At 54.8% G+C, this 19,936-nt stretch carries 16 protein-coding genes and 7 tRNA genes; 2 read left to right on the forward strand and 21 right to left on the reverse strand.

The window, feature by feature from the left end; translation table 11 throughout:
• Positions 1-45 precede the first annotated feature (45 nt).
• The 9 genes from HB664_RS09200 to miaB all read right to left on the reverse strand — a co-directional run bounded on the left by HB664_RS09200 (position 46) and on the right by miaB (position 9,209).
• Positions 46-771 (reverse strand): amino acid ABC transporter ATP-binding protein, encoded by a 726-nt coding sequence (locus HB664_RS09200; RefSeq protein WP_014883001.1) that lies wholly within the window; start codon positions 769-771, stop codon positions 46-48.
• Positions 771-1,445 (reverse strand): glutamate/aspartate ABC transporter permease GltK, encoded by a 675-nt coding sequence (gene gltK / locus HB664_RS09205; protein WP_014883002.1) that lies wholly within the window; start codon positions 1,443-1,445, stop codon positions 771-773. The genes HB664_RS09200 and gltK overlap by 1 nt, the downstream gene beginning before the upstream one ends.
• Positions 1,445-2,185 carry an amino acid ABC transporter permease gene (locus HB664_RS09210; RefSeq protein WP_023310756.1) on the reverse strand — a complete coding sequence of 247 codons (741 nt, stop codon included), beginning with the start codon at positions 2,183-2,185 and terminating at the stop codon, positions 1,445-1,447. The genes gltK and HB664_RS09210 overlap by 1 nt, the downstream gene beginning before the upstream one ends.
• Positions 2,186-2,340: 155 nt before the next feature.
• Positions 2,341-3,246, reverse strand: coding sequence for an amino acid ABC transporter substrate-binding protein (locus HB664_RS09215; RefSeq protein ID WP_008501049.1), 906 nt, complete (start codon positions 3,244-3,246; stop codon positions 2,341-2,343).
• Between the two features lie 352 nt (positions 3,247-3,598).
• Positions 3,599-5,137, reverse strand: coding sequence for an apolipoprotein N-acyltransferase (lnt, locus tag HB664_RS09220; protein WP_193138912.1), 1,539 nt, complete (start codon positions 5,135-5,137; stop codon positions 3,599-3,601).
• Between the two features lie 5 nt (positions 5,138-5,142).
• The gene (gene corC, locus HB664_RS09225; protein WP_021242574.1) at positions 5,143-6,021 is read right to left on the reverse strand and encodes a CNNM family magnesium/cobalt transport protein CorC; all 879 of its coding nucleotides are present in this window, start codon (positions 6,019-6,021) and stop codon (positions 5,143-5,145) included.
• A gap of 89 nt (positions 6,022-6,110) precedes the next feature.
• Positions 6,111-6,578, reverse strand: a complete 468-nt coding sequence (gene ybeY, locus HB664_RS09230; RefSeq protein WP_008501052.1) for an rRNA maturation RNase YbeY — start codon at positions 6,576-6,578, stop codon at positions 6,111-6,113.
• Positions 6,575-7,621, reverse strand: coding sequence for a PhoH family protein (locus HB664_RS09235; protein WP_008501053.1), 1,047 nt, complete (start codon positions 7,619-7,621; stop codon positions 6,575-6,577). Before HB664_RS09235 ends, ybeY begins: the two co-directional genes overlap by 4 nt.
• 163 nt (positions 7,622-7,784) lie before the next feature.
• Positions 7,785-9,209 (reverse strand): tRNA (N6-isopentenyl adenosine(37)-C2)-methylthiotransferase MiaB, encoded by a 1,425-nt coding sequence (miaB, locus tag HB664_RS09240; protein ID WP_033144935.1) that lies wholly within the window; start codon positions 9,207-9,209, stop codon positions 7,785-7,787.
• A gap of 135 nt (positions 9,210-9,344) precedes the next feature.
• On the opposite strand from miaB, the gene ubiF reads away from it, so the two are divergent.
• Positions 9,345-10,520 carry a 3-demethoxyubiquinol 3-hydroxylase gene (ubiF, locus tag HB664_RS09245; RefSeq protein ID WP_219940691.1) on the forward strand — a complete coding sequence of 392 codons (1,176 nt, stop codon included), beginning with the start codon at positions 9,345-9,347 and terminating at the stop codon, positions 10,518-10,520.
• Positions 10,521-10,630: 110 nt separating this feature from the next.
• Here the strand turns inward: ubiF and HB664_RS09250 are convergent.
• From HB664_RS09250 to nagB, 12 genes are all read right to left on the reverse strand, one after another.
• Positions 10,631-10,705 (reverse strand) — tRNA-Gln (locus tag HB664_RS09250).
• Positions 10,706-10,741: 36 nt separating this feature from the next.
• A tRNA-Gln gene (locus HB664_RS09255) sits at positions 10,742-10,816 on the reverse strand.
• A gap of 40 nt (positions 10,817-10,856) precedes the next feature.
• Positions 10,857-10,933: transfer RNA gene (locus tag HB664_RS09260), tRNA-Met, on the reverse strand.
• Positions 10,934-10,950: 17 nt separating this feature from the next.
• Positions 10,951-11,025: transfer RNA gene (locus HB664_RS09265), tRNA-Gln, on the reverse strand.
• Positions 11,026-11,057: 32 nt separating this feature from the next.
• Positions 11,058-11,132, reverse strand: a tRNA-Gln gene (locus HB664_RS09270).
• 23 nt (positions 11,133-11,155) lie between these two features.
• Positions 11,156-11,240, reverse strand: a tRNA-Leu gene (locus HB664_RS09275).
• Between the two features lie 8 nt (positions 11,241-11,248).
• Positions 11,249-11,325, reverse strand: a tRNA-Met gene (locus tag HB664_RS09280).
• A gap of 226 nt (positions 11,326-11,551) precedes the next feature.
• Complete coding sequence (gene asnB / locus HB664_RS09285) at positions 11,552-13,216, reverse strand: asparagine synthase B (protein WP_023310762.1); 1,665 nt, start codon at positions 13,214-13,216, stop codon at positions 11,552-11,554.
• A gap of 249 nt (positions 13,217-13,465) precedes the next feature.
• Positions 13,466-14,218, reverse strand: coding sequence for a ribonucleotide monophosphatase NagD (gene nagD, locus HB664_RS09290; RefSeq protein ID WP_023310763.1), 753 nt, complete (start codon positions 14,216-14,218; stop codon positions 13,466-13,468).
• 45 nt (positions 14,219-14,263) lie between these two features.
• Complete coding sequence (locus tag HB664_RS09295; RefSeq protein WP_219940692.1) at positions 14,264-15,484, reverse strand: N-acetylglucosamine repressor; 1,221 nt, start codon at positions 15,482-15,484, stop codon at positions 14,264-14,266.
• Positions 15,485-15,492: 8 nt separating this feature from the next.
• The gene (gene nagA, locus HB664_RS09300; RefSeq protein WP_219940693.1) at positions 15,493-16,641 is read right to left on the reverse strand and encodes an N-acetylglucosamine-6-phosphate deacetylase; all 1,149 of its coding nucleotides are present in this window, start codon (positions 16,639-16,641) and stop codon (positions 15,493-15,495) included.
• Positions 16,642-16,696: 55 nt separating this feature from the next.
• Complete coding sequence (nagB, locus tag HB664_RS09305) at positions 16,697-17,497, reverse strand: glucosamine-6-phosphate deaminase (protein WP_023310765.1); 801 nt, start codon at positions 17,495-17,497, stop codon at positions 16,697-16,699.
• A gap of 328 nt (positions 17,498-17,825) precedes the next feature.
• Here nagB and nagE point away from each other — a divergent pair, with 328 nt between their 5' ends.
• Positions 17,826-19,847, forward strand: a complete 2,022-nt coding sequence (gene nagE, locus HB664_RS09310; protein ID WP_024907027.1) for an N-acetylglucosamine-specific PTS transporter subunit IIBC — start codon at positions 17,826-17,828, stop codon at positions 19,845-19,847.
• Positions 19,848-19,936: the final 89 nt, after the last annotated feature.

Here is a 19,936-nt window from a genome sequence, read left to right on the forward strand (position 1 = left end):
AAAGCGTGAAGCAGTGCGCAATCCGCAGATTGCGCACCGGGAAGGTTAGTGCAGGATTTTCGCGAGGAAATCTTTCGCACGCTCTGATTTCGGGTTAGCGAAGAACTCTTCTTTCGGTGAGTCTTCGACAATTTTCCCTTCGTCCATAAAGATTACGCGGTTGGCCACTTTACGGGCAAAGCCCATTTCGTGGGTCACCACCATCATGGTCATCCCTTCGTGCGCCAGCTCGACCATTACGTCCAGCACTTCATTGATCATCTCTGGATCGAGCGCCGACGTTGGCTCATCAAACAGCATTGCCACCGGATCCATGCACAGCGCGCGGGCGATCGCCACACGCTGCTGTTGGCCGCCAGAAAGCTGTGCCGGGAACTTATCGGCATGCGCCGAAAGCCCAACGCGTTCCAGGAGCTTCAGACCTTTCTCGCGCGACGCTTTTTTATCACGCTTCAGCACTTTTACCTGCGCCAGCGTCAGGTTCTCAATAATGGAGAGGTGAGGGAACAGCTCAAAGTGCTGGAACACCATGCCAACGTGAGAGCGAAGCTGGGCGAGATTAGTTTTCTTATCGTTGACTTTGGTGCCGTTGACGACGATCTCACCCTGCTGCACCGGCTCCAGTCCGTTGACGGTTTTAATCAGCGTCGATTTACCGGAGCCGGACGGCCCGCATACCACCACCACGTCGCCTTTTTTGACTTCGGTGGAGCAGTCGGTCAGCACCTGAAAGTGCCCATACCATTTAGAAACATTTTTCAGGGAAATCATTATACCGTCCTTTTCTTCAGCCAGCTGACCAACAGCGACGCGCTTAAACTAATCACAAAATAGACCGCACCCGCAAAGAGCACCATCTCGACCTGCGTACCATCACGTTCACCGATGGTTGACGCGGTACGGAAGAAGTCTGCCAGACTCAGAACGTAGACCAGCGAGGTATCCTGGAACAGCACGATGCCCTGGGTCAGCAGGAGCGGAACCATGGCGCGAAACGCCTGCGGCAGAATAATGAGCTGCATGGACTGCCAGTGCGTCATCCCCAGCGCCAGCGCGGCGCTGGATTGCCCGCGGGAGATACTCTGAATGCCCGCTCGGATAATCTCCGAGTAGTAAGCGGCCTCGAACATTGAAAACGCCACCATGGCGGAGATCAGACGGATATCGGTTTTCGGCGACAGCCCCAGCACGTTCTGCAGGAAGCCGGGCACAATCAGGTAAAACCACAGCAGCACCATCACCAGCGGGATGGAGCGGAACACGTTAACGTAGGCGGTCGCAAACCAGGCGAGCGGCTTAAAGCTCGACAGGCGCATAACGGCCAGCAGGGTGCCCCAGACGATACCAATGATGATGGCAATAACGGTGATTTTTAAGGTAATCACCAGGCCATCAAGCAGGTAAGGCATGGATGGAACGATAGAACTCCAGTCAAATTCGTACATTATTTGCCCCCCAGATTACCCGGCAGGCGGATTTTGCGTTCAACCAGGTTCATCACCAGCATGATGAAAGCGTTAATCAGAACATACGCGAGCGTGATCGCGGTGAAGGATTCCCACGCGTGAGCGGAGTAATCCAGCAGCTTGCCCGCCTGCGCGGCCATGTCGACCAGGCCGATAGTCGAGGCGATGGCCGAGTTTTTCACCAGGTTCATCATCTCGGAGGTCATCGGTGGAACGATAACGCGGTAGGCGTTAGGCAGCAGCACGTAGCGGTAGGTTTGGGGCAGCGTCAGGCCCATTGCCAGGCCCGCGTTTTTTTGTCCGCGCGGCAATGACTGAATGGCGGCACGCACCTGCTCGCAAACGCGCGCAGCGGTAAACAGCCCCAGACACATCATGGAGGAGACAAAGAACTGCACGTTCGGATCCAGTTCCGACTTGAACCACATGCCAATATTTTCCGGCAGCAGTTCCGGGATGACCAGATACCAGGTAAAGAATTGCACGATCAGCGGAACGTTACGGAACAGTTCCACATACAGGGTGCCAAGCGTTGAAAGAAAACGGTTAGGGACGGTGCGCAGAATACCGAACAGAGAACCGACAAGAAACGCGATAATCCACGCCGTTATCGATAGTGCCACGGTGACCTGAAAGCCGCTCCACAGCCAGCCAAGATAGGTGGTGTTGCCGAACGGGGCTTGTTGCAGGAATATGCCCCAGTTCCAGTCTATTGACATAATAAACTCCAGAAAAAAAAGGGTAGCAGCGCTACCCTCGAAGATTGGTGAGAAGCTCATTTTTCGCGCTGAGTGGGGAACGACCACTCAACGTATAGTCTGTCCATGCTTCCCGACAATCGAGAGGGCAGGAGATCCCGCCCCTGTTGTTCTAATTAGTTAAGAGCCTTGTCATTTGGAGATTTGAACAGCGCTTTCATGTCGTCAGACAGTTCAAAATTCATGTTCAGGTTTTTTGGTGGAATCGGGTTCTTGAACCATTTGTCGAACCATTTTTCCGCTTCGCCGGAGGTCTGCACCTGAGCGATGGTGTCATCGATCAGCTTTTTGAACTGCGGATCGTCTTTACGCAGCATACAGCCGTAGGCTTCTTTGGACTGCGCGGTACCGACGATATCCCAGTTGTCTGGTTTCTTCGCTTTCGCACGTTCGCCCGCCAGCAGGGCGTCATCCATCATAAACGCGACGGCACGACCGCTTTCCAGGGTACGGAAGGAGTCGCCATGGTCTTTCGCGCTGATGATGCGCATATCCATTTTCTTCTCGTCGTTCAGCTTATGCAGCAGCACTTCTGACGTGGTACCGGAGGTCACAACAACCGCTTTGCCTTTCAGGTCAGCGAAGTCTTTGATCTCGCCGCCTTTCTTCGTCAGCAGACGAGTGCCCACGACAAAGATGGTGTCAGAGAAGGCAGCCTGTTTCTGACGCTCGAGGTTGTTGGTGGTGGAGCCACACTCGAAGTCAAAGGTGCCGTTTTGCAGCAGTGGAATACGGTTCTGTGAAGTGATTGGGATCAGCTTCACCTGCAGGTCAGGTTTGTTCAGCTTTTTCTTCACAGCTTCAACGATGGCGTTGGAATAATCCTGTGAATAGCCCACGACTTTTTGCGTGTTGTCGTAGTAAGAGAACGGGACTGAAGATTCACGGTGGCCGACCACGATGACGCCGTTTTTGGCAATCTTGTCGAGAGTGCTGCCTGCTGCAGGCGCATCTTCAGCGTGAACCACGCCTGCAGACATTCCCATAACCAGCATTGCTGTGGCCAGTTTACGTAATTGCATACCCAACTCCTTTTTTATCAGCGCCAGCGACGCATTGATACCCATTGTGATGTTGTTATATCTCGCGCAGTGCGAGTGCAGTGTTATGCAAGCTTGTTAACATTTAGTCTGGCTTAATGTAAAGATTTTGCTGCGTTATTGTTTATTTTTGCGAAGCGCGCCGCACCATTCAGAGGCAAATATCTCCCGTTGCACCGTTTCGGTGCTACCGATGATCTACGCTGGTGCGACAAAGTTGCACGTTAAGCCAAACTGCGTTTACCTGAATAAACAAAGCAATAGGCGTGCCAGAATGGGAGTCTGGAGAAAATTGTCGGGTGGCGGCTACGCCACCCGACAACAGAAGGGAAGGTTATTTCCGACGCTGACGCAGGCTCATCAGCACCGCGCCAAAGCCGAACAGCACGGTCAGTATCCACAGCGGCCAGTTGCCGGTGCGCGCGTATGGCGTCAGCCCGGTGGTTGGCGTGACTTTAGTGGTCAGTACCTCACGGGTAAACTGCGGGATCATCGCCTGAATCTCGCCCTGCGGACCAATCACGGCGGTGATGCCGTTGTTGGTGCTGCGCAGCAGCGGACGCGCCAGCTCCAGAGAGCGCATACGTGCCATCTGGAAGTGCTGCCACGGGCCGATTGACTTACCAAACCAGGCGTCGTTGGAGATGGTCAGCAGATAGTCAGTATCCGGGCGGAAGTTATCGCGTACCTGCTCGCCGAGAATGATTTCGTAGCAGATGGCCGCCGTCAGGGCCAGGCCGTGCGCGTGCAGCTGAGGCTGTACGTACGGGCCGCGGCTGAAAGAGGACATCGGCAGGTCAAAGAACGGGGCCAGCGGGCGCAGAATCGACTCCAGCGGGACAAATTCACCAAACGGCACCAGGTGGTTCTTGTTGTACCGGTCAGTGGAGTGGTAGCTGTACTCGCTATCTTTCCCGAGCGTAATGATGCTGTTGTAGGTGTCGTAGCGGTTCTGCTGATTCAGACGCGCATCGACAATCCCGGTGATCAGCGTGCTGCCGTGCGCCAGCAGCAGGTCGTTCATCATGTTGAGGAACGGCTGCTGGTTAATTTCCAGATCGGGGATCGCAGATTCCGGCCAGATAATCAGCTGGGATTTACCCATCACCTCTTCGGTGGCGTTGGCGTAGATCTTCAGCGTATTCAGCAGCTCTTTCTCATCCCACTTCATAGACTGCGGAATATTCCCCTGCACCATGGACACCTGCAGGGTGCGCTCTGGCTCAGGCGTGAACCACTGGATATAGCGCAGCGGGAAGGGCAGGGCAAACAGCACCAGCGCCACAGCCAGCGGCTTCCAGCAGCGCTGGACCAGCGCCAGGACCAGCAGGCCGCTGACCACCATCAGCAGGAAGTTGATGGCCTCAACGCCCATTACCGGCGCCAAACCCTTCAGGGGGCCGTCAATCTGGCTGTAGCCGAACTGCAGCCACGGGAAGCCCGTCAGCACCCAGCCGCGCAGGAACTCGGTTATCTGCCAGACCACCGGCGCGGCAATGGCGACGCGCAGCCAGGTGGTTTTTGGCCACAGGCGAGAAAGGATGCCGGCGAACAGACCGGTATAGAGCGAGAGATACGCGGCGAGCAATACCACCAGGAAGACGTTAACCGGGCCAGGCATACCGCCAAACTGGGCGATGCTGACATAGACCCAGTTGATGCCTGAGCCAAACAGCCCCAGTCCCCAGAAGTAACCGATAGCCGCAGCCTGTACCGGACGACGATTCAGGGTCAGGCCCTGAAGCCCCATCAGGGAGAGAATGGCGGCGGGCCAGATATCGTAAGGAGAAAAAGCCAGCGTACCGCTGGCTCCGAGTAACAGCGCCAGCAGCAAACGGATGCGCTGGCGTTCAAGCAGTGGGGCAAATGCCATTTACATTAATCTTCCAGTTTTGGCACCGGTGAGTCGTCCGGCGTTCTGACGTGAACCTGTATAATACGTCGGCTGTCGGCCATTGCCACTTTGAACTGGTAACCGTCAATGTCAACGGTCTCACCGCGCGCCGGGAGGTGGCCAAAGGCCTGCATCACCAGCCCGCCAATGGTATCGACCTCTTCATCGCTGAAGTGGGTACCGAAGGCGTCGTTAAAGTCCTCAATAGAGGCCAGCGCGCGCACGGTCCAGGTGTGGCGGCTAAGCTGCCGGAAGTCGATATCTTCTTCTTCGTCGTACTCGTCTTCGATTTCGCCCACGATCAGCTCAAGAATATCCTCGATCGTGACCAGACCGGAAACGCCACCAAACTCATCAATAACAATCGCCATGTGGTAACGCTGAGAGCGAAACTCTTTCAGCATCCGATCCACACGTTTACTTTCCGGCACAACCACGGCCTGGCGTAACACTTTTTCCATGCTGAAGGCTTCGGCATCGCTGCGCATAAACGGCAGCAGATCTTTGGCCATCAAAATCCCTTCGATGTGATCTTTGTCTTCGCTGATGACCGGGAAACGCGAGTGGGCGGATTCGATGATCACATCGAGGCACTCGTCCAGGGTCTGGTTACGTTTCAGGGTGATCATCTGCGAGCGGGGGATCATGATATCGCGAACGCGCTGGTCGGCGATGTCCATAACCCCTTCGAGCATTTCGCGCGTATCTTCGTCGATAAGGTCGTTCTGCCCGGAATCACGAATCAGCTCCAGCAGTTCATCACGGTTTTTGGGTTCGCCGTGGAAAAGCTGGTTCAGAATGAGGGAGAAAAATCCCTTTTTACTGGTTGTCGTGTCGCTACTGTGTGAATTGTCGTCGCTCATGGCGTTTGTTAAGGGTTCTCTTGTTAGTTCAACGTTTACCGCCACGCGATATCCTTTCGTGGCGGCATGTGAGTCCGTCAGGTGACGGACTATTCTTTCTCGGCAATGTACGGATCCTCATAGCCCAGAGCAAGCATTATCTCTGTCTCGAGGGACTCCATCTCTTCCGCTTCGTCATCTTCAATGTGATCGTAGCCGAGCAGGTGCAGGCTGCCGTGTACCACCATATGCGCCCAGTGGGCCTCAAGCGGCTTTTGCTGCTCTTTGGCTTCCTGTTCAACCACCTGACGGCAGATGATCAGATCGCCCAACAGCGGCATCTCAATGCCCGGCGGCGCTTCGAACGGGAAAGAGAGCACGTTGGTCGGCTTATCTTTCCCGCGATAGGTCAGGTTAAGCTCATGGCTTTCTGCTTCATCCACCAGGCGAATCGTGACTTCTGATTCTTCCTGAAACTGAGGAATAACGGCATCCAGCCATTTCTGAAACTGTGCCTCATCTGGCATGCCGGAATTGTCTTCACAGGCCAGCTGTAAATCGAGGATCACCTGACTCATTTCTGTTCTTGCTCCTGCGCTTCGCGCTTACGTTCTGCGGCCAGTTCGGCCTTACGCTTCTGATCCGCCTCTTCCCAGGCTTCATAGGCGTTAACGATACGCGCGACCACCGGGTGGCGTACCACGTCTTCACTGTGGAAGAAGTTAAAGCTGATTTCGTCGACCTCGGCCAGCACCTCAATGGCGTGGCGCAGGCCGGATTTGGTGCTGCGTGGCAGGTCGATCTGGGTGACGTCACCGGTAATGACCGCTTTCGAGTTAAAGCCGATACGCGTCAGGAACATCTTCATCTGTTCGATGGTGGTGTTCTGGCTCTCATCGAGAATGATGAACGCATCGTTCAGCGTACGACCGCGCATGTAGGCGAGCGGGGCCACTTCGATAACGTTACGCTCAATGAGCTTCTCGACCTTCTCAAAGCCCAGCATTTCGAACAGCGCATCGTATAACGGGCGCAGATACGGGTCGACCTTCTGGCTCAGATCGCCCGGCAGGAAGCCCAGCTTTTCGCCCGCTTCAACGGCCGGACGGGTCAGCAGAATACGACGGATCTCCTGGCGTTCCAGCGCATCTACCGCAGCGGCAACGGCGAGATAGGTTTTACCCGTCCCCGCAGGGCCCACCCCGAAGGTGATGTCGTGGTCGAGGATATTGGCGATGTACTGCGCCTGGTTTGGCGTACGCGGCTTAATAACGCCACGTTTGGTCTTGATGTTAATGGCCTTGCCGTAGTCCGGCACGCTTTCCGCGCTCTGCTCAAGCACGCGCGCCTCTTTAATGGCGAGGTGAATTTGTTCCGGTTCGATATCCTGAATTTCGCCGCGCATGGGTGATGTATCCACATACAGGCTACGCAGAATGTCCGCAGCGGCGTTGACGCAGATAGGGCGTCCGGTAAGTTTGAAATGATTATCGCGACGATTGATTTCGATACCCAGACGTCGCTCCAGTTGTTTGATGTTGTCATCAAACGGCCCGCACAGGCTCAGCAGGCGAGCGTTGTCTGCTGGCTCAAGGCTAATTTCACGCGTATCTATATTCAAACTGTTCCTCTTTAATTGGTTAACTGACCCATTGCGATAGGACGTAATAAAACGGTCATTACCGAAATTATTCACGCCACAGAATAAAGGCGCAAGCGTTGCGGAAGATATTGGGGACGATGAAAGGAAATACAAGGCCTGCCGGAAAGGCAGGCCAGGAGGATTAAGGCTGGTAAATCCCCACGCCAGAATCGTTTTCTTTACGGGTACGAGAGATCACGGATTCCGGTGACTCGGCAATACGCAGGCCCATTTCGTCCTCGGTGCGTACCAGCTTCGCGCGCAGCGAGTTGGTCAGCACTTCGACAATCTCGACGTCCACGAATTTACCGATCATATCCGGGGTGCCTTCAAAGTTCACCACGCGGTTGTTTTCGGTACGACCGGAGAGTTCCATAATGCTCTTGCGGGAGGTGCCTTCCACCAGAATGCGCTGAACGGTGCCGAGCATACGGCGGCTCCACGCGTTGGCCTGCTGGTTAATACGCTCCTGCAGAATATACAGACGCTGCTTTTTCTCTTCTTCCGGCACATCGTCAACCATATCGGCCGCAGGTGTTCCAGGACGCGCAGAGAAGATGAAGCTGTAGCTGACGTCAAAATTCACTTCACCGATGAGCTTCATGGTGCGCTCGAAGTCATCAGCGGTTTCGCCAGGGAAGCCGACGATGAAGTCGGAGCTGATCTGGATATCCGGACGCGCTTCACGCAGCTTACGAATGGTGGACTTGTACTCCAGCACCGTATGCGGGCGGCCCATCAGGTTCAGCACGCGGTCAGAGCCACACTGAATCGGCAGGTGCAGGAAGCTCACCAGCTCTGGCGTATCGCGATACACGTCAATGATGTCGTCGGTAAACTCCATCGGGTGGCTGGTGGTAAAGCGAATGCGGTCGATACCGTCAATCGCGGCCACCAGACGCAGCAGCTCGGCAAAGCTGCCGGTGGTGCCGTCGTAGTTTTCTCCGCGCCAGGCGTTTACGTTCTGGCCCAGCAGGTTCACTTCGCGAACGCCCTGTGCGGCAAGCTGCGCGATTTCAAACAGAATATCGTCTGCCGGACGGCTGACTTCTTCACCACGGGTGTAAGGCACCACGCAGTAAGTGCAGTATTTGTTGCAGCCTTCCATGATGGAGACGAAGGCGGTCGGGCCATCGGCGCGCGGCTCCGGCAGACGGTCAAACTTTTCGATTTCCGGGAAGCTGACGTCAACGACCGGGCTACGGTTGCCGCGAACCTGATTTATCATCTCCGGCAGGCGGTGCAGGGTCTGAGGGCCAAAGACGATATCCACATACGGGGCTCTCTGGCGGATCAGCTTACCTTCCTGCGATGCGACGCAGCCACCCACCCCGATGATCAGATCCGGATTTTTTCGTTTGAGTAGCTTCCAGCGGCCTAACACGTGAAAGACTTTTTCCTGCGCTTTTTCACGAATCGAACAGGTGTTCAGCAGCAGCACGTCCGCTTCTTTCGCATTTTCAGTCAGCTGGTATCCGTGGGTTGAATCCAGCAGATCGGCCATCTTGGATGAATCGTATTCGTTCATCTGACAGCCCCAGGTTTTTATATGGAGTTTTTTAGTCATCGACTTGCTCAGCTCAGGATTGCAAGCCGCGTATTGTAATGCTTTGGTGGGGTTGTGACCAGTATGAAGGTTATGTGTCTCAGGACCGCAAAAATCCGGTAAACTTAAGGGATTCTCCAATAAGGAAAATTGACCATGACACTCCTACACACCGAAGTTGCCGTTGTCGGCGGCGGTATGGTCGGCGGCGCGCTGGCGCTGGGGCTGGCGCAGCAGGGATTTGAGGTAACGGTAATTGAACAGGCTGCTCCGCCTGCATTCGATCCCGCGAGCAAACCGGATGTGCGCATATCCGCGATCAGCGCGGCGTCCGTCGATCTGCTGCGCGGGCTGGGCGTCTGGGAGGCGGTGCTGGCGATGCGCGCCCATCCTTACAGCCGTCTTGAAACCTGGGAGTGGGAAAATGCCCACGTCGCGTTTGATGCCGCTGAGCTGAAGCTGCCGCGCCTGGGTTATATGGTGGAAAACAATGTGCTCCAGCAGGCGCTCTGGCTGGCGCTGGAGGCGCATCCGAAGGTGACGCTGCGCGTTCCGGCGTCGATTAAGGCACTGCATCCTCACGAGAGCGGGTATTTGCTGACGCTCGACAGCGGCGATGAACTGGCCGTGAAGCTCGTCGTCGGAGCGGACGGCGCTAACTCGCAGGTCAGACAGATGGCGGGAATTGGCGTTCATGCCTGGCAGTATGAGCAGTCCTGCATGCTGATTACCGTCGAGTGCGAGCATGCGCCGGGAGAAAGCACGTGGCAGCACTTTACGCCGAATGGCCCGCATGCGTTTTTACCGCTGTTTGATAACTGGGCATCGCTGGTCTGGTACGACAAACCGGCACGCATTCGTCAGCTGCAGGGGCTTTCAATGGAACAATTGCAGCGGGAAATCCGCCTGCATTTCCCGGGCCGTCTGGGCAACGTTACGCCGGTGGCTGCCGGGGCGTTTCCCCTCACGCGACGTCACGCTTTGCAGTATGCCCGTGAAGGGCTGGCGCTGGTGGGCGATGCGGCACACACCATTCATCCGCTGGCCGGGCAGGGCGTGAATCTGGGGTACCGTGATGTCGATGCGTTACTGGATGTGCTGGGCAGCGCCCGCGGGCACGCGGAAAACTGGGCCAGCCATCAGATTCTGAAGCGTTACCAGACGCGACGCATGGCGGATAACTTTATTATGCAGTCGGGGATGGATCTGTTCTATGCCGGGTTCAGCAATGACTTAGCCCCGGTGCGCATTCTGCGTAATATTGGATTGATGGCAGCGGAACGTGCCGGTGGTCTGAAGCGACAGGCGCTGAAATACGCGCTGGGACTCTAATCTTTTGCCCCTCTCCCAGTGGGAGAGGGGCAGGGTGAGGGCATCAGGCCGCACCATCCTGAACAACAAAAACAAAAAAGCCCGCAGAGCGGGCTTTTTTGTTACTTAAGTGGCTGGGGTGCAGGGATTCGAACCCCGGAATGCTGGTATCAGAAACCAGAGCCTTACCGCTTGGCGACACCCCAATTGCGTTAAACAAACTGCTTAACGACTTTTTAAATTGGCTGGGGTACGAGGATTCGAACCTCGGAATGCCGGAATCAGAATCCGGTGCCTTACCGCTTGGCGATACCCCAACAATTTGTCTTGATTACCGAAAAATCGACAATCTTAATTTGGTGGCTACGACGGGATTCGAACCTGTGACCCCATCATTATGAGTGATGTGCTCTAACCAACTGAGCTACGTAGCCAGTACTGCAATCTTCGATGGCTGGGGTACCTGGATTCGAACCAGGGAATGCCGGTATCAAAAACCGGTGCCTTACCGCTTGGCGATACCCCAATACCGCGGAGAACCGCAAAATCGAAGAAATATGGCTGGGGTACCTGGATTCGAACCAGGGAATGCCGGTATCAAAAACCGGTGCCTTACCGCTTGGCGATACCCCATCCGTGCAACGCTTACCCGGGAATGGTGCGGGAGGCGAGACTTGAACTCGCACACCTTGCGGCGCCAGAACCTAAATCTGGTGCGTCTACCAATTTCGCCACTCCCGCAAAAAAGATGGTGGCTACGACGGGATTCGAACCTGTGACCCCATCATTATGAGTGATGTGCTCTAACCAACTGAGCTACGTAGCCATCTTTTTTCGCGTTACCTTATCGGCGTTGCGGGGCGCATTATGCGTATAGACCCTTGCAGCGTCAACACCTTTTTCAACGAAAATAGCCGGAATGTGACTGTTTGGTTAGGTTGCGAACAGCGTGGCCGAATATTCGGCAATTATTGGTTATTAATCAGATTTAGACGGTGAAATGTGAGGCAAAAAAATCAGGCCCCTGAGGGGCCTGATTGCGATCTGAGTGATTATTTGTAGGCTGACTGATGAACGCCTACCGCGCGTCCTGACGGATCGTTCATGGATTTGAAAGATTCATCCCATTCAATCGCTTTGGCAGAAGAGCAGGCGACGGACGGGCCACCCGGTACGCACTCCGCGGCACTCGGAACCGGGAACAGCTCTTCAAAAATTTCACGATACAGATAGGCCTCTTTCGAGCCCGGCGTGTTGTACGGGAAGCGGAAGCTCGCGGTTTCCAGCTGTTGGTCAGAAACCTGTTTCGCCGCGACCTCTTTCAGGGTGTCGATCCAGCTATAACCAACGCCATCAGAGAACTGCTCTTTCTGACGCCATGCCACGCTCGCCGGCAGGTAGGATTCAAAACACTCACGCAGGATATGTTTTTCCATTTTGCCGTTGCCGCACATCTTGTCCTGCGGGTTGATGCGCATCGCCACGTCGAGGAATTTCTTATCCAGGAACGGCACGCGCGCTTCCACGCCCCAGGCCGACATCGCTTTGTTGGCACGCGCACAGTCGAACATGTGCAGCGCCTGCAGCTTACGCACGGTCTCTTCGTGCAGCTCTTTGGCGTTCGGCGCTTTGTGGAAGTACAGGTAGCCGCCAAACACTTCGTCAGAACCTTCACCGGAGAGCACCATCTTGATGCCCATCGCTTTGATCTTACGCGACATCAGGTACATCGGCGTAGAGGCGCGGATGGTGGTCACGTCATAGGTTTCAATGTGATAGATCACATCGCGGATCGCATCCAGACCTTCCTGCACGGTGAAGTGAATCTCATGGTGCACGGTGCCGAGGTGGTTCGCCACTTCCTGCGCGGCTTTCAGGTCAGGAGCCCCTTCCAGGCCAACGGCAAAAGAGTGCAGCTGTGGCCACCAGGCTTCTGAGCGCTCCTGATCTTCCACGCGACGGGCCGCGAATTTCTTGGTGATCGCGGAGATCACGGAGGAGTCCAGACCGCCGGAGAGCAGCACGCCGTAGGGCACGTCAGACATCAGGTGGCTTTTCACGGAGTCTTCAAGGGCCTGGCGCAGCTCGGCTTTGTCCGTGACGTTGTCTTTTACCGCATCATAGTCGAACCAGTCACGCTGGTAATAGGAGCGGATCTCGCCGTCTTTGCTCCACAGATAGCTGCCCGCCGGGAATTCTTTAATGGTGCGGCATACCGGCACCAGGGCTTTCATTTCAGAGGCCACGTAGAAGTTGCCGTGCTCATCGTGGCCCATGTACAGCGGGATAATGCCGATGTGGTCACGGCCAATCAGGTACGCGTCTTTTTCGCTGTCGTACAGGGCGAAGGCGAACATGCCCTGCAGGTCGTCCAGGAACTCGGGCCCTTTCTCCTGATACAGCGCCAGGATCACTTCACAGTCAGAACCGGTCTGGAACGCGTAGCGGTCGCCGTATTCGGCGCGCAGCGCCTGGTGGTTGTAGATTTCACCGTTGACAGCCAGCGCGTGCGTTTTTTTCTCGTTATACAGCGGCTGTGCACCGGCGTTGACGTCAACAATGGACAGACGTTCGTGAGCCAGAATCGCTTTATCACTGGCGTAAACGCCTGACCAGTCTGGTCCGCGATGGCGCATCAGGCGGGACAGTTCGAGTGCCTTTTTACGCAGTTCGCCCGCGTCAGTTTTAATATCCAGTACGCCAAAAATTGAACACATAACCTTCTCCGTTAACCCTGTTGCTTTGTAATGTTGCTTGCTTATGAAAATGCCGCAAAGGGGCAGGGCGCGCAAGCGTTTTACGGGTGAAAACGGAAATAGTGCAACAGTGATTGCGGAATAGTGAAAAAAGAGCACGCCAGAAATTCTTTTATTGATGATTATGCAATGAAACGTGCTTTTTGTTAGATGAGAATTTATTTTTGTAGGCCATAAATGAAAAACCACGCCCTGAGGCGTGGTTCGGTATCAGATGATGTCGATTTCATCGACGGAGGGGTAAATCCAGCTTGGCCGGAACGGCATCGAATCAATGTCATCAAGTTGAGAGACGCCGGAGAGGACCAGAATCGTCTCCAGACCCGCCTGGAATCCGGCCAGAATATCGGTGCGCAGGTTGTCGCCGACAATAACGGTTTCTTCAGAGTGGGCCTGCATCTTGTTGAGCGCGGCACGAATGATCCACGGGCTCGGTTTACCGACTACAAACGGCTGACGACCTGAGATTTTTTCGATACCGGCGCACAGCGCGCCGCAGGCCGGATAAAAACCACGGCCGTGCGTATCCGGGTTGGTCGCGATAAAGCGCGCGCCGCTGGCGACAAAGTATGCTGCCTTATGCATCATCTCCCAGTTAAAGGAGCGCGTTTCGCCGACAATCACGAAGTCCGGGTTCACGTCAGTGATGGTAAAGCCAGCTTTGTACAACTCGTGTATCAGCGCACCTTCACCCACCACGTAGGCTTTTTTCCCTTCCTGACGCTTCAGAAAATCCGCCGTGGCCATTGCCGAGGTATAAAACACGCTGTCCGGAACGTCGACGCCCGCCGTGGCAAAGCGGTTAGCCAGATCCTGACCGGTTTGGGAAGGGTAGTTCGTGAGCAGAACCAGAGGCATTCCTTTGTCGATGATGCGGTGAAGAAACTCCGCAGCACCCGGCACGGCAACGTTGTCGTGCATCAGCACGCCGTCGATATCACAAATTACATTCTTAATGGTCATGGACAGTCCGACATCAAAAAAAGAAGGCGTTACTATAAGGTCCGATCAACTTTCCAGCAAATGCTGCAGCAGAATTCCGTTGAGCATGGCGCGTTTGACCAGCGCGAACGCGCCAATCGCCGAGCGATGATCGAGCTTTGAACGAACCACCGGGAGGTTCTGGCGGAATGCTTTCAGCGCCTGGGTGTTAATACAGCCTTCAATGGCGGGGAGCAGCACCTTTTCCGCCTCCACAATTTCACCGGCGATCACCACTTTCTGGGGGTTAAACAGGTTAATGGCGATGGCGATGGTTTTCCCCAGATGGCGGCCTACCTGCTCGATCACTTCACAGGCCAGCGCGTCGCCTTTATTGGCGGCTTTGCAGATGGTGCCTATCTTGCAATCGTCCAGCGTGACGCGGCTTTGGTAACCCTGTTCAAGGAGATGGCGAACGCGCTGCTCGATGGCCGTGTTGGCGGCAATCGTTTCAAGGCAGCCGAAGTTGCCGCAGTGGCAGCGCTCCCCGAGGGGTTCAACCTGAATATGGCCGATCTCGCCAACGTTACCGTTGCGACCAATAAAAATACGGCCGTTAGAGATAATACCGGCGCCCGTTCCGCGGTGAACGCGCACCAGAATAGAGTCTTCACAGTCCTGGCTCGCACCAAAGTAGTGCTCTGCCAGCGCCAGAGAGCGAATGTCGTGGCCCACAAAGCAGGTCACTTTAAAACGCTTTTCCAGCGCGTCGACCAGCCCCCAGTTTTCAACCTGAATGTGCGGCATATAGCGGATCACGCCGCTTTCCAGGTCGACCAGGCCGGGCAGAATCACGGAGATGGCAATGAGTTCACGGATCTTGCGCTGACAGCTTTCAATAAACTGCGCAATGGTATTCAGCAGCGCATGCTCCAGCGTCTCCTGGGTGCGCTCCGGAAGAGGGTAGTGCTCTTCCGCAATCGCTTTACTGCTCAGATCGTACAGCGTGAGCGTGGTGTCATGGCGGCCCAGACGGACGCCAATGGCCTGAAAATTGCGGGTTTCGGTAATAATGGAGATCGCGCGGCGGCCCCCGGTGGAGGCCTGCTGATCGACTTCTTTGATCAGACCGCGCTCAATGAGCTGGCGGGTAATTTTTGTCACGCTGGCGGGAGCAAGCTGGCTTTGTTCGGCTATCTGAATTCGCGAGATTGGTCCGTGCTGGTCAATCAGGCGGTATACCGCCGCACTGTTAAGTTGTTTAACGAGATCGACATTACCGATTTGAGCTTGTCCGCCAGGTGTCATACTTTTACTTACTCAGTGACGACCTCGTTACCATTAACGATGGTCTTAATAATTTTATAATCGTGTGTGAATGCCGTCAGGTTTGCAACCATACCTGGTGCAATTTCGCCGAGCTGTTTATCCACGCCCATTGCGCGCGCCGGATAAAGGGTGGCCATACGCAGGACTTCATCAAGCGCAATCCCGCAATGTTCAACCAGGTTACGCACCCCTTCAATCATGGTTAAAGAGGAACCGCTCAGCGTACCGTTTTCATCCACACACAGTCCATTGCGGTAGTATATTGTTTTACCGGCAAAAATGAACTGCTCAATATTTGCACCTGCCGGTGCGGTGGCATCCGTCACCAGACAAAGCTTGTCACCTTTCAGCCGCTTAGCGTTGCGGATGTTGGTGTAATCGACATGTAAGCCGTCGGCAATAATGCCGCAGTAGACGTCTGGCTCATCCAGAATCGCCCCGACCAGACCCGGTTCACGGCCTGTGATATACGGCATAGCGTTGTAAAGGTGCGTTGCGAAAGTAATGCCCGCGCGGAAACCGGCTTTCGCTTCTTTCAGCGTCGCGTTTGAGTGGCCTGCTGAAACGATAATCCCGGCACCAGCCAGTTTGCTGATGACATCCGTACCCGTCATTTCAGGTGCCAGCGTCACTTTGGTGATCACATCGGCGTTCGCACACATGTAGTCAACCAGCTCCGCATCAGGTTTACGCACGTAATTCGGGTTATGCGTTCCTTTCTTGACCATATTCAGCCATGGCCCTTCAAGGTGCAGACCCAGCGCCTGGTTAGGGTGTTTGGCCAGGTATTCGCGCATCACGCGGATACCCTGCTTCATGAGGTCATCACTGCTGGTGATGAGCGTTGGCAGATAGCTCGTGCAGCCCGATTTCTCGTTGGCTTTCTGCATGATCTCCAGCGTTTCGACCGTCACCGCATCCGCGGTGTCATTGAATTGCACACCGCCGCAGCCGTTGAGCTGTACGTCGATGAAACCGGGGGAGATTACTGCTCCATTGAGTGAGCGCTGTTCAATCTCCAGCGGCAGTTCTGCCAGCGGGCAAACACGTTCAATCAGGCCATCAGCGATAACAATCGCATGGTCATCCAGAATTTCATGGCCGGTATAAATCCGACCGTGGGTTAAAGCGTACATAACGACCCCCGGTTAAAAAAAGCGGCCGCCTCTTGATGAAGAGGCGGTTATTCAATTACAGACCTTTGATGTTCTCAGCTTCTAACTCGTTGAAGTATTTCAGCGTTTTAACCTTCAGCTCCATCGTGGACGGTTCGTCGCAGACGATGACTGATTTCGGATGCAGCTGCAGGCAGCTGATGGTCCACATATGGTTAACGTTGCCTTCAACGGCAGCCTGGAGCGCTTGCGCTTTCACGCCGCCCAGCACCAGAATCATCACTTCTTCGGCATCCAACAGGGTGCCTACGCCTACGGTCAGGGCGTATTTTGGAACCTGGTTAACATCGCCGTCAAAGAAGCGGGAGTTTGCCACGCGCGTGTCATGGGTCAGCGTTTTAATACGGGTGCGGGAAGCCAGAGATGACGCCGGTTCGTTAAACGCGATATGACCATCATTACCTACACCACCCATGAACAGGTGGATCTTACCGTAAGAACGGATTTTTTCTTCATACTGACGGCATTCTGCGTCAATATCAGGCGCGTTTCCATTCAGCAGGTTAATATTTTCAGATGGAATATCAACGTGATCAAAGAAATTGCGGTGCATAAAGCTATGGTAGCTTTCCGGGTGGTCTTTCGGTAAGCCAACGTATTCATCCATATTGAAGGTCACAACATGTTTAAAGCTAACCTGGCCTGCTTTATGCATCTCAACCAGCGCCTTATAGGCGGTTAGCGGCGTGCCGCCTGTCGGAAGTCCAAGAACGAAAGGACGATCGGCGGTCGGTTTAAAGGCGTTAATACGGTTAACGATATGGCGAGCGGCCCATTTACCGACTTGTTCAGCAGTTGCCAGGGGAATCAGTCTCATTGTTCACCTCAAGAGTTTAAGTAGAAGAGTGGGCGGATGGCTATCTGGACCTGATACTTAAGCGTAACCTGGAAACTTTCAGGCCGGATCAATCCGTCTTGATTTTTTGAATGATAAAATAAGTTTTCGCTGTTAGCCAGTATGAGGGAGGGTGAATAACGATATTTGGTGACAAAAATCACAAAAAGTACGCGTTTAATTTGCGATACGAATTAATTTTTCACACACTCACAATGCCAGTGAAGCATCAACTGTATCTATAGTTCGTGACACAATAAAAAACAGAGCTGAGAACATGCCTTAAACGGGGTCTCATAGGGGGAAGAAAGTGAGTATTCTAGGTTATTTACAAAAGGTTGGCCGCGCGCTTATGGTGCCGGTCGCCACGCTGCCTGCCGCAGCCATCCTGATGGGTGTCGGCTACTGGATCGACCCCAACGGCTGGGGTAATACCAGCGCGCTGGCGGCGTTCTTTATCAAGTCAGGTTCCGCCATTATCGACAACATGTCCGTGTTGTTCGCGATTGGTGTGGCTTACGGTATGTCCAAAGACAAAGACGGCGCCGCTGCGCTCACCGGTTTTGTCGGTTTCCTCGTGTTAACCACCCTCTGCTCGCCTGCAGCGGTGGCCATGATCCAAAAAATTCCGGCGGACCAGGTTCCGGCGGCGTTCGGTAAGATCAGCAACCAGTTTGTCGGTATCCTTGTGGGTATTATTTCCGCCGAACTGTATAACCGCTTCAGCAGCGTAGAGCTGCCAAAAGCGCTCTCCTTCTTTAGCGGTCGCCGCCTGGTTCCTATCCTGACCTCGTTTGTGATGATCGTTGTCGCGTTCATCATGATGTACGTCTGGCCGATGATTTTCGACGGTCTGGTGAACTTCGGTGAGCACATCCAGAAACTGGGTTCTGTCGGTGCGGGCGTGTACGCGTTCTTCAACCGTCTGCTGATCCCGGTCGGTCTGCACCACGCGCTGAACTCCGTATTCTGGTTCGACGTTGCCGGTATTAACGATATCCCTAATTTCCTGGGTGGCGCACAGTCCATCGAAGCAGGTAAAGCGGTTGTCGGTATCACCGGTCGTTACCAGGCGGGCTTCTTCCCGATCATGATGTTTGGTCTGCCGGGTGCTGCGCTGGCTATCTACCACTGCGCGCGTCCAGAGAACAAAGCGAAAGTGCTGGGTATCATGATGGCGGGGGCGTTCGCGGCCTTCTTCACCGGTATCACCGAGCCGCTGGAGTTCTCCTTCATGTTCGTGGCGCCGGTTCTGTATGTGATCCACGCCGTGCTGACCGGTATCTCCGTGTTCATCGCTGCCAGCATGCACTGGATTGCCGGTTTCGGCTTCAGCGCCGGTCTGGTGGATATGGTGCTGTCGTCCCGTAACCCGCTGGCGACCCACTGGTGGATGCTGATCCCGCAAGGTCTGGTGTTCTTCGCGATCTACTACATGGTGTTCCGTTTCACTATCACCAAATTCAACCTGATGACCCCGGGTCGTGAACTGGCCGTGGCCGGTAGCGAAGCGGATGGTCAGGATGTGAACGTGAGCGGTGCTCAGGATCAGGACGTTTCAGGCCTGGCGCGTCAGTACATCGCCGCTGTCGGCGGTTCTGACAACCTGACCGGTATCGACGCCTGTATCACTCGTCTGCGTCTGAACGTCAAAGACTCTTCCCTGGTGAACGAAGCGCTGGCTAAACGTCTGGGTGCTTCCGGTGTTATTCGCCTGAACAAAACCAGCGTGCAGATTATCGTTGGCTTCGTGGCAGAGAAAATTGCTAATGCCATGAAAACCACTGGTCCGGTAGCCGCAGCAGAAGCTTCTGCCGCACCTGCCGCCGCGCCAGCGGCTGCAAAACCGCAGGCGGTACCGAACGCCAAAACGGTAGCCGCGCTGGTTTCACCGGTAACAGGTGAAGTGGTTGCGATTGAGCAGGTGCCTGACGAAGCCTTCGCCAGCAAAGCGGTTGGTGACGGTGTGGCGGTGAAACCAACGGAAAAAACCGTTGTGTCTCCGGCGGCCGGTACCATCGTGAAAATCTTCAACACCAACCACGCGTTCTGCCTCGAAACCGAAAATGGCGCGGAGATCGTTGTCCACATGGGTATCGATACCGTTGCGCTGAACGGTCAGGGCTTTACTCGCCTGGTGGAAGAGGGCGCTGAAGTGGTGGCCGGGCAGCCGATTCTGGAAATGGATCTGGACTTCCTGAACGCCAACGCGCGCTCCATGATAAGCCCGGTCGTTTGCAGCAACATCGATGACTTCAGTGGCCTGGTCATTCAGGCGAAAGGTCAGGTTGTTGCGGGTCAAACGCCGCTGTATGAGATTAAAGGCAAGTAATCGCTCCTGAGTAGAGTCATGCCTTAAGCGGCGGGGGATATCCTCCGCCGCTTTTTTTTGCAGCAAAAGCCCCCATTATTTTCTTCAGA

This window comes from Enterobacter sp. DNB-S2 (assembly GCF_019443845.1).
GTDB lineage: Bacteria > Pseudomonadota > Gammaproteobacteria > Enterobacterales > Enterobacteriaceae > Enterobacter > Enterobacter asburiae_B.

Excerpts from the sequence above, each read along its gene's own strand:
- ubiF (WP_219940691.1), top strand. The coding sequence starts at position 9,345 with ATGACACTCCTACACACCGAAGTTGCCGTTGTCGGCGGCGGTATGGTC.
- ybeY (WP_008501052.1), bottom strand. The coding sequence starts at position 6,578 with ATGAGTCAGGTGATCCTCGATTTACAGCTGGCCTGTGAAGACAATTCC.
- HB664_RS09210 (WP_023310756.1), bottom strand. The coding sequence starts at position 2,185 with ATGTCAATAGACTGGAACTGGGGCATATTCCTGCAACAAGCCCCGTTC.
- nagA (WP_219940693.1), bottom strand. The coding sequence starts at position 16,641 with ATGTACGCTTTAACCCACGGTCGGATTTATACCGGCCATGAAATTCTG.
- HB664_RS09295 (WP_219940692.1), bottom strand. The coding sequence starts at position 15,484 with ATGACACCTGGCGGACAAGCTCAAATCGGTAATGTCGATCTCGTTAAA.
- HB664_RS09215 (WP_008501049.1), bottom strand. The coding sequence starts at position 3,246 with ATGCAATTACGTAAACTGGCCACAGCAATGCTGGTTATGGGAATGTCT.
- miaB (WP_033144935.1), bottom strand. The coding sequence starts at position 9,209 with ATGACTAAAAAACTCCATATAAAAACCTGGGGCTGTCAGATGAACGAA.
- nagD (WP_023310763.1), bottom strand. The coding sequence starts at position 14,218 with ATGACCATTAAGAATGTAATTTGTGATATCGACGGCGTGCTGATGCAC.
- nagB (WP_023310765.1), bottom strand. The coding sequence starts at position 17,497 with ATGAGACTGATTCCCCTGGCAACTGCTGAACAAGTCGGTAAATGGGCC.
- lnt (WP_193138912.1), bottom strand. The coding sequence starts at position 5,137 with ATGGCATTTGCCCCACTGCTTGAACGCCAGCGCATCCGTTTGCTGCTG.
- gltK (WP_014883002.1), bottom strand. The coding sequence starts at position 1,445 with ATGTACGAATTTGACTGGAGTTCTATCGTTCCATCCATGCCTTACCTG.
- asnB (WP_023310762.1), bottom strand. The coding sequence starts at position 13,216 with ATGTGTTCAATTTTTGGCGTACTGGATATTAAAACTGACGCGGGCGAA.
- corC (WP_021242574.1), bottom strand. The coding sequence starts at position 6,021 with ATGAGCGACGACAATTCACACAGTAGCGACACGACAACCAGTAAAAAG.
- HB664_RS09200 (WP_014883001.1), bottom strand. The coding sequence starts at position 771 with ATGATTTCCCTGAAAAATGTTTCTAAATGGTATGGGCACTTTCAGGTG.